We start from the raw sequence: 13,210 nt of genomic DNA, 5'->3' as shown, positions 1-13,210 counted from the left end.
GATTAGGATTTTGCTAAAAATCGAGGGCTGTTTGTAGCTGGTCAAAGAGGTCGCGGGAGGTTTGGAAAGCTGCCGTATCGGCACCACTGGTCGCAATTCGCAGCAGGGGTACCGTCAGTTCGGCTAAGGAGCCGTGCGAACGGCCCGGATAATTGGTCAAGGTCGTTTGCGGTTGCAGTCCAAAGGCCACATCCTCGGTGGCGAGCACGACTAGGTCGCCGATCCGGGTGGGGTCTAGTTGGAAACGCTGGGCGGCCTCGTCGTTGGTCAAGACGGCGGCCACCCCCGGCGTGGCGGTCAATAGCCGCTGAATCGCGGGGAGGTCGCTGGTGGCCGCGTACACGTAGGCCGAACCGGATTCTTGGTACTGGTGGTTTTTTAAGTACCGGTCGGCTAACGGTAACAGGATGTGAGCGGCTAACCCGTGGCTTTTTAACAGTAGTTCCAGGTTTAACAGGGTCGGTTTAAAGTTCATGCCGTGATCGGCCGTCACGTAGATGGTCCGCTCCGGTTCCAAGGCGTGAATGGCCGCAACTTGGTCGTCGATTTGGCGAATAAAGGCCTGGGCTTCGGGAGTGTCCGGCCCGAAGTGGTGCATGACGTAGTCGTTGGTCGTGGCGTAGACGAAGTCCGGCGACTTAGCGGCAATTAGGCGTTTAGCGGTTTGAACGACCCAGCCGCCACTGTTGAGGCTACTAATGTCTGGTGGCAGCGGGGCGCTAATCTTCTTTAACAGTTCCTCGTCCGGACGTTCGGCGTTGATCCGGTAGGTAGCGTTTTGACCAAAAACCTGGTCGATTTTGCCCTTGACCGTCAGCAGGGCCGAGGAGCGCTGGGCGTGTGCTAAGCGGGTAAAAATGGTCGGAGCGTTGAGGTAAGCGGGTGATTCAATGAAGGTTTGTTCCCCGGTCTGACGGTTAAAAAAGCCGTTCCCGTTGATGCCGTTTTCGGCGGGAAACGCACCGGTCAAAATGCGGGCATGGTTAACGTTGGTCACGGTTGGAAACTGACCAGCCACGGTTTTAAGAAACCCGGCGTTGACTTGGGCGAGGCGGTTGATTTGCGGGGCGTTGGTCGCATTAAGGTAGGCGGCACTCGCACCGTCGATTAAAATGATCATGGCTTTGCTGGGCATGCTGAAACCTTCTCTATTTTTATTTGAATGCGTTAATAGCCTAGCACGTGGATGTATAGGTTTCGTATCGAACCAGTAACGGTTGTGTTAACTTGGCGACAACCGCGCCGCGACAGGTCTTTCCCGAACTTAAAAATTGGACCAACGTTAACGAGCACGTCTGCCCGTTAACGTTGGTCCAATTTTATTAGTCAATTAAGCTTCGTCGGGGTCCGCAACGCTAAAATCGTGCATGTACTTCGGAATTAGTGCACTGATCTGGTGCGGTAAAACGACGTAGCGCGTCGCGGCCAGGTCGTCGGCAATTGCGCTGTGCAAGTACACGGCACTTAAAATCGCGGCCGTGAAGTTGGTAAACTGACCGGCAAAACCGCCGACCATGCCGGCGAGGGTGTCACCCATACCGCCGGTGGCCATCGCCGGGGTACCACCCGGGTTGAACCAAATTTTTTCGTTGGTGTAAATCGTGGTGTGGTGGGCCTTAACGACCGCAATCACGCCAAGTGCCTGCTGAGCCTTATGGTTGGCCGTCGGGGTCTGGTCGCTGATTTTAAGCCCCGACAAACGTTGCCACTCCATTTGGTGCGGGGTGACGACGATTGGCAGGTCCGGCAATGGCCGCGGGTGGGCCGCTAGTAACGTGAGGGCCGAACCGTCGATAACTAATCGTTGTGGCGCGCAAGCGGCGTTTAAGACCGTACCGAGGAGTTGTTCAGCAAAGGTGTCGGTGCCCAGCCCGGGGCCGATCACGATAACGTCCATGCCGGCTAACAGTTCCAGCAAATAATCGGTTTGGTGGTAGTCCATCACCATCGCTTCCGGTAAACGGGCGTGTAAACTGGCGAAGTTTTGCGGGTCGGTCGCCACGGTGACCAGGCCAGCCCCGCTGTAAGTGGCGGCGGTGGCGGCCATGATGATCGCGCCGCCGAAGTTCTGGTTGCCGCCAATTAGTAGCACCCGGCCGTAGTTGCCCTTGTAAGATTCGGCGGGGCGTTCCACGATGGTCTGGGTGACGAGTTTAGTTGTAATGGGTTGCATATTTGTCACCAACTTTCAAAACGTTTACTTCGAGTATACCATGAATGAAAACGGTAGCTTCCGATTATTAAGTTTAACCGCACTATGATAAAATTAGGGTAATAATAAGTGGGAGGAATTTTTAAATGACAATTGATTGGCAAAATGAAGCAACTAAGCATAAAGATGATTATTTAGCTGATTTAACCACAATGTTACGCGTCCCGAGTTTTCGCGATGACAGCAAGGCCACCAAGGACGCCCCGTTAGGTCCCGGACCTAAGCAGGCCTTGACGACCTTTTTAGCGATTGCGGAACGCGACGGCTTTAAAACTAAAAACATCGATAACTTAGTGGGTTACGCCGAATACGGTGAGGGCGACGAAACCTTGGCCGTCCTAGCGCACGTCGATGAAATGCCCGCCGGTAACGGTTGGGACACCGACCCGTTTGAACCGACCATCAAGGACGGCAAGCTATACGCCCGCGGTGCTTCGGACGATAAGGGTCCCGGAATGGCCGCCTACTACGGTTTGAAGATCGTTAAGGAACTGGGCTTAAAGTTAAATAAAAAGGTCCGTTTCATCGTTGGTACCGACGAAGAAAGTAACTGGACCGGGATGAAACGCTACTTTGAAGTTGAACCGGCACCGACCTTGGGCTTTTCACCCGACGCCGAATTTCCGCTGATCAACGGTGAAAAGGGAAACGTCAGCTTAAAGCTTCACTTTGGCAACCAGGACACCGGCGACGACAACCTCGTCTCGTTTGATTCCGGTTTACGGGAAAACATGGTGCCGCGGGAAGCCGTGGCAGTCGTTGCGACTGACGATAATGAACAGTTTGCCGCCGACTTTACGGCCTTCTTAGACCAGCAACCAGTGACCGGTGAATTGACGGTCGTTCCCGAGGGCGTGCGCCTGGAAGTGATCGGTAAAGCGGCTCACGGGATGGAACCACGCAACGGGATCAACGCCGGAACCTACTTAGCTAGTTTCTTAAGCAACTACGCCTTTGCGGCGGACGCGGCCGGTTTTTTGAGCTTTATCGCGGACAAGTTGCACGACGATTCTCGGGTGGTCCACTTAGGCTTAGCCTACACGGACGACGTGATGGGCGACTTAACGATGAACGTGGGTCTGTTACACTTTGACCATCAAAACGGCGGTGACTTGACGTTGAACTTCCGTTATCCAAAGGGAATCGAACCCGCGGACTTAACGACGGCGGTCCAAAACCAGGTTCCAGTGGGGACGACGGTTAGTCAGGGCGACTTCATGGTGCCGCACTACGTTGACCCAGAGGACCCGATTGTTAAAGATTTGATGGACGTTTACCGGCGTCAAACCGGTGATCAAGATTCACAACCAGAAATTGTCGGTGGTGGGACGTACGGCCGGATGATGAAACGCGGCGTCGCGTTTGGGGCGTTGTTCCCACACACGGAAGATACGATGCACCAAGCCAACGAATTCCAACCCGTGGACGACTTAATGGCCGCCATGGCGATCTACGCGGAATCAATCGCCGTTTTAGCAACGGATAAATAATCTAATATCTAAGGGGGAAGTTTTCATGACCAACTATCAGCGGATTCTCGTCGGCGTCGATACGTCGCCCCAATCACAATTAGCCTTGGAAAAGGCGGTTGCGATCGCGGTGGAAACCGGGGCACGGCTCGACATTGTTACGGTGATCAACACGGAAAAGTTTATCGGCATTACGCAGGGACCGATGGGGTTTGGCGCGACGACTCCCCAGATGTTAGACGAGATGACCCGGCAGTTAAAAGCTAATTTGGTTAAATCACGCCAAGAAGCGGTCCAAGCGGGCGTGAGCGACGTGGCGGTCCACTTACACTCCGGCAACTCTAAAACCCTGTTGGCGACCACTTTACCGGCTGAATACGGTACGGATTTGATCGTGGTCGGTGCGACCGGGCTCAATAACGTGTCCCGGATTTTGATTGGTTCGAACGCCTCGTATATCATTCGCAACGCGACGTGCGATACGATTGTCGTGCGGACGGACTTACAACAGAATCCAATCGAGCTGCCCAAACGGTTGTCCCGACAAGTTTAAATTAGTTTAGCATGACGCTCACTGACGGTTTCGTCGGTGGGCGTTTTTTGGTTTAGCTCAAAAAATAAATACATAACTCATACATTATCTTTACATCATCATGATAATTTCGATACGTTGCTCTGGCATGATTTAGGTAGTGACCAGCGCCATTAAGGTCACAAATCATGAACAACTAAAGGGGTTCGAAACGTAATGGGAATTGAGTTAAAGGAAATCACCAAAACATACGGTCAGGATGCCGCACCGGTGTTGAGTACCGTTAACGCAGAAATTCAAGACGGCGAGTTATTCGTGATCGTCGGGCCATCGGGGTGTGGGAAAAGTACGTTGCTCCGCATGATTGCCGGAATCATTCCAATCACTAGCGGGACGCTGACGATCAATGATCAGGTCATGAACGGGGTTCCGCCCAAGGACCGAAACTTATCCATGGTTTTTCAAAGTTACGCCCTATACCCGTTTTTAAGCGTGACCGATAACGTCGCGTTCGGGTTAAAGGCGCGGAAAATGGCACCGGCTGAAATTACCCGCCGCGTCCAGGACGCCTTAGCTATGGTTAGTTTAACGGATTTTGCCGACCGCAAACCCCGGGAACTTTCCGGGGGACAACGGCAACGGGTGGCGCTAGCCCGAGCGATTGCTAGTGATTCAAAAATTTGTTTGATGGACGAACCGTTATCCAACCTAGATGCCCAGTTACGGGTCAAAATGCGTTCGGAAATTCGGGAGTTACAACGCAAACTGGGATTAACACTGATTTACGTGACCCACGACCAGACCGAAGCGATGACGATGGCCGACCACGTGATGGTGCTAAACGATCAGCACGTCCAACAGATCGATACGCCGCTCGATATTTATAACCACCCGGCCAACCATTTTGTGGCTCAGTTCTTTGGTACGCCGCAAATCAACTTATTTGCGGCGACCATTGCGGGGGATGAAGCTTCCGAACGGATCACGATTGACGACACGCTGCACGTGCAGTTGAACCAACCGCTAGCTGCGGGCCGCTATACGGTCGGTATTCGTCCAAACCAAATGGCCCTGAAACCGGCGACGACCGGGGGCAACGCGAACGTTTTAAACGTTGAAACGTTAGGTGAACAAACCATTATTGAAGTCACGATGGACAGCGGTCAGGAAGTCCGGATCGTTCAAGCTGGTCAGGTGCAAATAAAGATCAATCAACGGGTCACGGTAAGTGCGCTGGGCCCGGCCTTCGTTTTTGATGACCAGCAAACTTTAATTGCCGAACAAGGAGGGGTCTCTGATGATCAACTCGTTTCCGTCGGTTAAGCGCCGCCGTCAAACTAACCAAGCGCCGGGTCCTAAGGAAGAAGTCCGCGCTAACGTTAAAAATTTTGAACTGCAGAAAAATGATAAGTACTACGCGTGGCTCTTTTTAGGCCCGTCGTTCTTAGTTTTAGGAATCTTTGTCTTTTACCCCATGTTACGGACGCTGTACCTCAGTTTATTTTTAACCGACAGTTTTGGTCGGCCGACCGTTTTTGTCGGTTTACAGAACTACCTCAACTTATTAACGTCGAAAGTTTACATGGCAAGTATCCAAGCAACTGGGGTGTACGTCATTGGCGTGACCGCCTTTACGATTATTTGCGGGTTGTTACTGGCCGCGGTCGCTAATCAAAAAATTCGCGGAATTGAGTTCTTCCGGACGATTTTTACGGCCACGATGGGGGTTTCGGTCTCCGTTTCAGCAATCTTTTGGTTATTCATGTTTAACCCGTCGATCGGGGTCTTAAATCAGATTGCCCTGTTTTTACACTTACCAACGGTCAACTGGTTAACCAATCCGCACTGGGCGATGGTCTCAGTGATCACCACCAGTGTGTGGATGCACCTCGGTTTTACCTTTTTGATTTTCTTCGGGGCGTTACAGTCCGTTCCCAAAACGCTTTACGACGCCGCCGACGTTTCCGGGGCTTCCAGCCGGTACCAATTTTTCCACATTACGTTACCCATGATTTCGCCAACGTTTTTCTTCGTTGCCGTGATCACCATGATCTCGTCGTTCAAGAGTTTCGGGTTGATCGACTTGATGACCGCGGGGGGACCGACCAACGCCACCAATTTATTGGTCTACCGGATCTATAAGGACGCGTTTGTTGACGGAAACTACGCCGTTGCCAGCACGGAATCGATCGTCCTCGCAATCATTATTGCAATCATTACCTTTATTCAATTTAAACTTTTAGCGAAACGGGTGAATTACTAATGGAAAATACGATTGCGACCCAGGCAAATTTACACCGGCGGGTCGGCCTAGTTTTTAAATACTTACTCTTGTCAGTTTTAGCGTTCATTGTGATTTTCCCGTTTATCTTGGGCCTATGGACCAGCTTTTTACCCACGACCCAAATTGCAAAGGGCGCCCTGCACGGCACGATGTCCTGGCAAAATTACGTGGATGCGTTTACCCAAACGCCCATTTTACGGTACTTATTAAACAGTTTGGTGATTTCGGTGGTCCAAATGTTTGCGCACTTATTCTTTGCGTCGATTGCGGCCTACGCGTTTGTTTTCCTGGAATTTAAATACCGGGACCTGTTATTTTACGTGGTGTTAGCAACGATGATGTTACCGTTTGAAGCGGAAGTTATTCCTAACTTTCAAACGGCGCGGACGTTGCACTTGTTGAACCACTACGCCGTTATGATTATTCCGTTTTTGACTTCGGCGTTCGGGATTTTCATGTTGCGTCAAGCCTTTAAACAAATTCCGCTCGATTTAAAAGAGTCGGCGGACGTGGACGGGTTAAGTCACTGGCAATTTTATTGGAAAGTGGCCTTACCGTACTCACGGATCAGTATCTTAACGTTGGCCGCCTACAGCTTTTTAGGGAGCTGGAACCAGTACTTATGGCCGATGCTGACAACCTTTACGAACCGGTTACGGCCGGTCCAAGACGGTTTACGGCAGTTACACTCGGAAGAAACGGCCACGAACTGGGGCCTAATTCAAGCGAGTGCCGCCATCGTGGTCATTCCGACCTTAATTGTGCTGTTTATTGGGCAACACTACTTTAAATCCGGATTAAACGAGGGTTCTGTTAAATGACAAAATTGATAAGTATTTTTAAACCACACTGGCGGTGGGGCCTGGGTCTATTGGCACTCTTAGCCATCATTGGCGGTTTTGCGTATGGTAACCAGGCCCACGCCGAATCCAAACGGATCAAGGTGGTCTTCTGGCACGAAATGAAGGGGCCGGGCCAAAAGCAGATCGACGCGTACGTGAAGGCTTTTAATAAAAAGCAGTCGAAGTACGAAGTGGTGGCCGAGTTCGAAGGTGGTTATAACGGGGTTATTCAAAAGATCATGAATACCCACGGTACCGCCGCGTCGCCGGCGTTATTCCAGTCCATGGACATTTCAACGAGCCAAATGTACCATAGCGGCTTTACGACACCGGTCCAGAAGTTTGTGGACCGTGATCATTACGACTTAGATCAGCTGGTCCCGGGGGCCCGCGCTATTTACTCACGGAACGGTAAATTGTTATCAATGCCGTTTAATTCGTCCCAGACGGCGCTGTACTACAATAAAGCGGTCTTGAAAAAGTACGGGATCACGCCGCCGCCCGTCGACCCGACGTACAGTGATATTACCCGGGTAGCTAAGCAGATCCACGACAAGTCACACGGACAAGTCAAGGGGATGACGATGGAAGCCTACTCCTGGTTATTTGAACAGTTAGTCGCCAATGCCGGCGTTCCGCTGGCTAACCATAATAATGGTCATACGGGTGACGCCACCAAGGTGGACTTTACTAGTCCGGCCGCCATCAAGGCCATGCAGTGGGTCAAGGAAAACATCGACTACGGCGACTTTATCAACTTCGGGTCGGGTGGTAACGCGTCGGCTAACGAAGCCGCGTCGTTCTTATCGGGCCACTTAGGGATCTTCATGCAGTCTTCGGCTAAGACTGGTCAACTGTATAAGGTCTTGAAAAATAATTTAGGGGTCACGTACTTCCCACGTCCCGATGGGAAAAAGGCGAACGGAATCGCCGTTGGGGGCGCCTCTTTATGGATCTCAAATGATAAGCCGGCCGCGGTTCAAAACGGGGCCTGGGAATTTTCGAAGTTCTTAGTAAACGCTAAAAACCAAGCCACTTGGCAAGCTAAAACGGGTTATCTGGCCGTTAATAAGCACGCCAAGGACGAACCCCTGCTTAAGCAGTTATTTAAGAAGTCGCCAGTACTCGAAGTCTCCGGTAACCAAATGTTACGGACGACCCCGAACGATACGAACTCTGGTATTTTTATTGACGGGTTAGTTCCCGCCCGCACGTCGATTCAAAACGCCATGCAACAGATTTTTGCGGGTCAGGATATTTACAAATCGTTGAAAGCAGCTGAAAATTCTTACAATAAAGTGTTAGAATCAAATAACCGAGCCAATGGACGGGGATAAGAAGAAAGGGTGGAATTAAAATGACGAGTAAATCGTTGATCTATGGTCACCGGGGCGTCCCAGTGAAGTTTCCAGAAAATTCGCTGGCGGGGTTCGCTTACGCCATTAGTCAACACATTGATGGACTGGAGTTTGACGTCCATTTAACGAAGGACGGCGTGCCGGTCATCATGCACGATGAAACGGTTGACCGGACGACTTCCGGAAGCGGTAAAATTGTGGACCACACGTTTGCGGAACTGCGTCAATGCAAGTTGAGCAACGGTGAACCGGTGCCGTCGTTAGCCGAATTTTTGGCGCTCGTTAGTGGCGAAAACGTGCACTTAAATTTGGAATTTAAGACTGACCGGCAGTACTATCCCGGCATTGAACACACGGTGCTGCGGATGGTTCACCAAACCGACTTAGTTTATCCGGTGGTCTTTTCCTCGTTTAACTTGCACAGCTTACAACGCGGTTACGCACTGGATCCCGAACAGAAATACGCGTTTTTGACCTCGGCCAAAATTGGTGATCCGGAGGGCTTTGCCAAAACGGAACACCTCGAAGGGCTCCACTTAGAACACTACCAACCCGTGCACCACGTTTCCGAACGGGTGTGGACGGTCGATGATCCGGGCGAAATGCGCGAACTCTTTGATCACGCGGTTAGTGCGGTCATTACCAACGACTTTGAACTCGCACAGGACGTGCGGGCTGCGATTTAAATTGATGTAAAAGAAAACCACCTACCGACTATTTTCGGAAGGTGGTTTTTGCTGATATTAAACGTTGGCGGGGTTGCGAACCTTGCGGAGTTCGGCGTCGATTTGTGCCAAAACGGCCTTTTGATTTTCTGGCTTTTCAAGGTCGTAAGTTTGAAGGTCGATCTTCATCTTAGGACTAGCATCGTATTCGTCGTACCATTTCCGGTAGGCCGTCCACATTTTGTAGTAGTAAGATTCCAATTCGGGATTGTTATCAAACTGTTCGTAATCACGACCACGTTTTTTGATCCGGTAAAGAATCGTATCGAAGTCGGTTTCGGAATAGACCATCAAATCCGGGGCCTTTTTGGGCAGTTCGGTTAATTCGGTCATCATATTGTCTAACAATTGTAAGTAGACGTCTAATTCGGTATCTGAGATGTTCCCCTCAGCGTTGTTTTCCTTGGTGAAGAGGGCATCCTCATAAATTGAGCGGTCGAGAACGTTGTTGTCATCGGCCAATGCCTTCTTGATCATCGCAAAGCGTTTGTTTAGGAAGTAAATTTGTAATAGGAAACCATAGTTTTTAGGATCCGAGTAGTAAAGTGGCAAGACTGGGTTGTCACCGACCGGTTCGTAAAATGCTTTAGTTCCAAGGTGATCGGCAATCATACCCGTTAAAGTGGTCTTGCCAACCCCAATCATTCCTGCTGTTATTATCACCATGATAGCCCCTCTTTATAGAAAATTGCACTACATATTGTATAACAAAAAAAGTTTCAATACCATATAGACATTTGGCAGAAACTTTGCTTGGGGAACGATTTTAATTATTTTTTAGACTGTTCTTTTAATAAATCACGAATTTCCGCCAGGTACTGTTCCGAAGCTGCCGGCGTTTCTTCTTCGACGTCGTCTTCAGTGGATTTGTTATTAACGGCTTTGTTAATAATTTTGACCAGTAGGAAGACCACGATGGCAACGATAAAAAAGTTAATCACTGAATTTAAGAAGGCCCCGTATTTAAAGGTGGCGTCCCCGATGCTAACTTTTAAATTGGATAGGTCGATGCGGCCGAGAAAAATCCCGATGAGCGGGTTGATCAAGTTGTTGGTCAGCGACTTAACGATGGCCGTAAAGGCGGACCCAATAATGACCCCAACGGCTAGGTCGATGACGTTACCGCGGGCGATAAATTCTTTAAATTCCTTAATCATCTGATAGTGACTCCCTTTGTTTAGTTTTAATATAAAATATAACGAATAATGACCAGAAAAACAAGCGTTTTGCATTAAAAACTAATGGTAACAATTAGTTTATTTGGTGAATGGCGGACTAACACCATGCCAGTTACACCTCAAAAATTGTACAATGGCCGCCGTCAAAGTACAACGGCTACCTACGAAAAGGTCCGGAATCGTTTGGATTCTGAAGGATACCTAGGTGTAGAGGGGCTAAACGGCAAGGAAGTGCTGAACGAAGCGTGGTCGGGGGGCAACTAATTAAGGTGGTGGAAAGTCGCTGTTCAGTTTTTAACCGGCATATTGATTGCTTATTGCAACCACTTTGATTAGTATTTTAATTAGAATTAGTTAATTAATGGAGGCAATCACATGGAATATAAACAGTTGTATAACGGCGTGAAGATCCCGATGCTGGGGTTTGGAACGTATCGGATCGACCCGCAAGACGTACCCGCAGCCATTCAGGGTGCTTTGGACGACGGTTACCGGCACTTTGACTGTGCGCACATTTATGGTAACGAAAAGCAAGTCGGTCAGGCGTTTAAAGACGGCGGCGTGAAGCGGGAAGACCTCTTCGTGACGTCCAAAGTGTGGAATGCCGATCAGGGCTATGACAAGACCTTGGCCGCTTTTCAACAAACGTTAACCGACCTGCAGTTGGACTACTTGGACCTGTACTTGATTCACTGGCCGAATGAAGATAACTTTGACTTATCGTTAGAGACTTGGAAAGCGCTCGAACACCTTTACGATCAAGGCAAGGTGAAAGCCATCGGGGTGTCCAACTTCTCCGCGGACCAGTTAAAGCAAGTCTTTGCCATGGCTAAAACGAAGCCGATGGTCAACCAGATCGAACGGCACCCCTACAAGGTTCAAAAAGAATTGGGCGCGTTTGACACGGCTAACGGGATCGTCAACGAAGGCTACTCCCCAATTGGTCACGGGCACTTAGTTTTGGAGGACCCGACCATCAAACAGATCGCTCAAGCCCACGGCAAAACGCCGGCCCAAGTCGTTTTACGGTGGCACTTGGATACCGATTTCGTGGTCTTTCCTAAGTCCCGTCAAGTTGCCCGGGTCAAGGAAAACTTCGACATCTTTGATTTCAACTTGACGCCGGCCGAAATTGAACAAATCAACGGTTTGGATCAGGATAAACATTTAAATTACGATAACTAAATTAATATTGAACATCCCGGCAGGCACCAGTGATCTGGTCCTGGCGGGATGTTTTAATCTGGGGGTCATTGTATTCTAGAAAAATGATTAAAATATAACGTTATTTCATCAATTTAGGTTAAAAAGCACCCCAACGATATCGATATTTAGCGCGTAAAAGACTATACTTATACGAGATATTAAGTTAATTGAAATGAACGATACGGATGGAAAGGGGGCCAAGTGATGACCTGGTCGAACTGGATTATTGCACCGTTTACTACCAGTGTATTTTTTGTTTTAGGCGTTTTGACGTTGTACTGGGTCTCCGTGAACTGGTTGTTGGAACACCTGCACGCCCGCCACGTCAAGGTTGACGATGAGCAGGTCAACTCGTGGTACGGCTTAGCGTACATGCTGCTGTTCGTGTTTGCCATGCAGGCCTTCCTGGTTGGTAAAAGTAATTCGTGGATCTTCATGAATTTTCAGTTGATCGCCGTCACGTTTTGCGGTTATTTTTTAAATTTAAAAGTTAAATACTACTACTTATACCCGCTAGACTTACTGTTCATGATTTTTAACCGTTCACTGGGTTCTTGGGAGTCCTGGGTCCACGGCGTCGTCCTAATTACGTTTTTCACGGTGTTAGGCATCCTGCGTCCGCGGTTGCAAAAATACTCGGTCCGGGCGCGCTTCAGCATTTACATGCTTAACAGCACCGTGTTTGGCGGGATGTTGTGGCTGATGATGAAGTTGAAATTTGATTTAAGTTGGCTCACGTTTTGGCAGGAATGGTTCTACCTCGTGATTTTTGAAGGGTTACTGTACGTTTACGCCAGCATGCTGTCGGATAACACCGCGCTTAAACAGCAGTTGGTAAAATTTGCGAACGAGGACGCGCTGACGGATACCGGTAACTACGCGGCCTATACGGCGGCCATTAATTATCAGGTAGCCAATAGTTCCCAAAACGGGTTGAAGCTGACCATGATGATGTTTGATATTGACCACTTTAAAAAAATCAACGATACGTACGGGCACCTCGCGGGGGACCAGGTCCTCAAAAGTGTCACCGAAACGGCCCAGCTCGTGCTGGCCGCCAACGACCCGCGGGTCAAACTGTACCGGACCGGGGGCGAGGAGTTTAACGTGATTTTTCCCGGATACGACCTGGACGCTAGCCTGGTGATCGTGCACCAGGTGTTTAACGCGTTGAACCACTTAACGGTCACTTGGAAGGACCAACGGATTCAATTATCGGTGTCCGTCGGGGTCGCTAATTTGTCGTCAGATGACCAGACCGCCACGGCTTTTTATAACCGGGTCGATCACAACCTTTACCAATCTAAGCGCAACGGCCGAATGCAAGTGACGGCCCAATGAGGCCCAGTAAAAAACGTCCCGTCAAACTCCGAATTACCGGTGTTTGACGGGACGCTTTTTAAA

At 49.7% G+C, this 13,210-nt stretch carries 14 protein-coding genes; 10 read left to right on the top strand and 4 right to left on the bottom strand.

The window, feature by feature from the left end; translation table 11 throughout:
• Positions 1–13: 13 nt before the first annotated feature.
• A complete protein-coding gene (locus tag D1831_RS10010; RefSeq protein WP_125072801.1) occupies positions 14–1,135 on the bottom strand; it encodes an alkaline phosphatase family protein in 1,122 nt (373 codons plus the stop codon).
• 195 nt (positions 1,136–1,330) lie between these two features.
• A complete protein-coding gene (locus tag D1831_RS10005; protein ID WP_125072800.1) occupies positions 1,331–2,173 on the bottom strand; it encodes an NAD(P)H-hydrate dehydratase in 843 nt (280 codons plus the stop codon).
• Between the two features lie 125 nt (positions 2,174–2,298).
• On the opposite strand from D1831_RS10005, the gene pepV reads away from it, so the two are divergent.
• The 7 genes from pepV (at position 2,299) to D1831_RS09970 (ending at position 9,383) form a co-directional block, all read left to right on the top strand.
• A complete protein-coding gene (gene pepV, locus D1831_RS10000; RefSeq protein ID WP_125072799.1) occupies positions 2,299–3,702 on the top strand; it encodes a dipeptidase PepV in 1,404 nt (467 codons plus the stop codon).
• Between the two features lie 25 nt (positions 3,703–3,727).
• Positions 3,728–4,234, top strand: a complete 507-nt coding sequence (locus D1831_RS09995) for a universal stress protein (RefSeq protein ID WP_125072798.1) — start codon at positions 3,728–3,730, stop codon at positions 4,232–4,234.
• A 195-nt stretch (positions 4,235–4,429) separates the two neighbouring features.
• Positions 4,430–5,536 carry an ABC transporter ATP-binding protein gene (locus D1831_RS09990; protein WP_125072797.1) on the top strand — a complete coding sequence of 369 codons (1,107 nt, stop codon included), beginning with the start codon at positions 4,430–4,432 and terminating at the stop codon, positions 5,534–5,536.
• Complete coding sequence (locus D1831_RS09985; protein ID WP_125072796.1) at positions 5,511–6,476, top strand: carbohydrate ABC transporter permease; 966 nt, start codon at positions 5,511–5,513, stop codon at positions 6,474–6,476. Before D1831_RS09990 ends, D1831_RS09985 begins: the two co-directional genes overlap by 26 nt.
• Positions 6,476–7,318 (top strand): carbohydrate ABC transporter permease, encoded by an 843-nt coding sequence (locus D1831_RS09980; protein ID WP_179950322.1) that lies wholly within the window; start codon positions 6,476–6,478, stop codon positions 7,316–7,318. Before D1831_RS09985 ends, D1831_RS09980 begins: the two co-directional genes overlap by 1 nt.
• Positions 7,315–8,676 carry an ABC transporter substrate-binding protein gene (locus D1831_RS09975; protein WP_404819896.1) on the top strand — a complete coding sequence of 454 codons (1,362 nt, stop codon included), beginning with the start codon at positions 7,315–7,317 and terminating at the stop codon, positions 8,674–8,676. Before D1831_RS09980 ends, D1831_RS09975 begins: the two co-directional genes overlap by 4 nt.
• A 20-nt stretch (positions 8,677–8,696) precedes the next feature.
• Positions 8,697–9,383, top strand: a complete 687-nt coding sequence (locus D1831_RS09970; RefSeq protein ID WP_125072795.1) for a glycerophosphodiester phosphodiesterase — start codon at positions 8,697–8,699, stop codon at positions 9,381–9,383.
• Positions 9,384–9,440: 57 nt separating this feature from the next.
• Here the strand turns inward: D1831_RS09970 and D1831_RS09965 are convergent, their stop codons facing one another.
• Together D1831_RS09965 and mscL are read right to left on the bottom strand one after the other, a co-directional pair.
• Positions 9,441–10,088, bottom strand: coding sequence for a deoxynucleoside kinase (locus tag D1831_RS09965; protein ID WP_125072794.1), 648 nt, complete (start codon positions 10,086–10,088; stop codon positions 9,441–9,443).
• Between the two features lie 104 nt (positions 10,089–10,192).
• Positions 10,193–10,579, bottom strand: a complete 387-nt coding sequence (mscL, locus tag D1831_RS09960) for a large-conductance mechanosensitive channel protein MscL (RefSeq protein ID WP_125072793.1) — start codon at positions 10,577–10,579, stop codon at positions 10,193–10,195.
• A 126-nt stretch (positions 10,580–10,705) separates the two neighbouring features.
• On the opposite strand from mscL, the gene D1831_RS14410 reads away from it, so the two are divergent.
• The 3 genes from D1831_RS14410 (at position 10,706) to D1831_RS09950 (ending at position 13,147) form a co-directional block, all read left to right on the top strand.
• Positions 10,706–10,864, top strand: coding sequence for a hypothetical protein (locus D1831_RS14410; RefSeq protein ID WP_158610660.1), 159 nt, complete (start codon positions 10,706–10,708; stop codon positions 10,862–10,864).
• Positions 10,865–10,975: 111 nt separating this feature from the next.
• Positions 10,976–11,785, top strand: a complete 810-nt coding sequence (locus tag D1831_RS09955; protein WP_125072792.1) for an aldo/keto reductase — start codon at positions 10,976–10,978, stop codon at positions 11,783–11,785.
• Between the two features lie 225 nt (positions 11,786–12,010).
• A complete protein-coding gene (locus D1831_RS09950; RefSeq protein WP_125072791.1) occupies positions 12,011–13,147 on the top strand; it encodes a GGDEF domain-containing protein in 1,137 nt (378 codons plus the stop codon).
• Positions 13,148–13,210 lie beyond the last annotated feature (63 nt).

Source organism: Lactiplantibacillus garii, from assembly GCF_003885105.1.
GTDB classification, from domain to species: Bacteria; Bacillota; Bacilli; order Lactobacillales; family Lactobacillaceae; genus Lactiplantibacillus; species Lactiplantibacillus garii.
Note: the sequence above shows the minus strand (reverse complement) of the source record. Positions and strands in the feature narration are given on the sequence as shown.

Bases quoted from the DNA above. Each gene is read 5' to 3' on its own strand.
- D1831_RS10010 (WP_125072801.1), bottom strand. From the start codon at position 1,135: ATGCCCAGCAAAGCCATGATCATTTTAATCGACGGTGCGAGTGCCGCC.
- D1831_RS10005 (WP_125072800.1), bottom strand. From the start codon at position 2,173: ATGCAACCCATTACAACTAAACTCGTCACCCAGACCATCGTGGAACGC.
- pepV (WP_125072799.1), top strand. From the start codon at position 2,299: ATGACAATTGATTGGCAAAATGAAGCAACTAAGCATAAAGATGATTAT.
- D1831_RS09995 (WP_125072798.1), top strand. From the start codon at position 3,728: ATGACCAACTATCAGCGGATTCTCGTCGGCGTCGATACGTCGCCCCAA.
- D1831_RS09990 (WP_125072797.1), top strand. From the start codon at position 4,430: ATGGGAATTGAGTTAAAGGAAATCACCAAAACATACGGTCAGGATGCC.
- D1831_RS09985 (WP_125072796.1), top strand. From the start codon at position 5,511: ATGATCAACTCGTTTCCGTCGGTTAAGCGCCGCCGTCAAACTAACCAA.
- D1831_RS09980 (WP_179950322.1), top strand. From the start codon at position 6,476: ATGGAAAATACGATTGCGACCCAGGCAAATTTACACCGGCGGGTCGGC.
- D1831_RS09975 (WP_404819896.1), top strand. From the start codon at position 7,315: ATGACAAAATTGATAAGTATTTTTAAACCACACTGGCGGTGGGGCCTG.
- D1831_RS09970 (WP_125072795.1), top strand. From the start codon at position 8,697: ATGACGAGTAAATCGTTGATCTATGGTCACCGGGGCGTCCCAGTGAAG.
- D1831_RS09965 (WP_125072794.1), bottom strand. From the start codon at position 10,088: ATGGTGATAATAACAGCAGGAATGATTGGGGTTGGCAAGACCACTTTA.
- mscL (WP_125072793.1), bottom strand. From the start codon at position 10,579: ATGATTAAGGAATTTAAAGAATTTATCGCCCGCGGTAACGTCATCGAC.
- D1831_RS14410 (WP_158610660.1), top strand. From the start codon at position 10,706: ATGCCAGTTACACCTCAAAAATTGTACAATGGCCGCCGTCAAAGTACA.
- D1831_RS09955 (WP_125072792.1), top strand. From the start codon at position 10,976: ATGGAATATAAACAGTTGTATAACGGCGTGAAGATCCCGATGCTGGGG.
- D1831_RS09950 (WP_125072791.1), top strand. From the start codon at position 12,011: ATGACCTGGTCGAACTGGATTATTGCACCGTTTACTACCAGTGTATTT.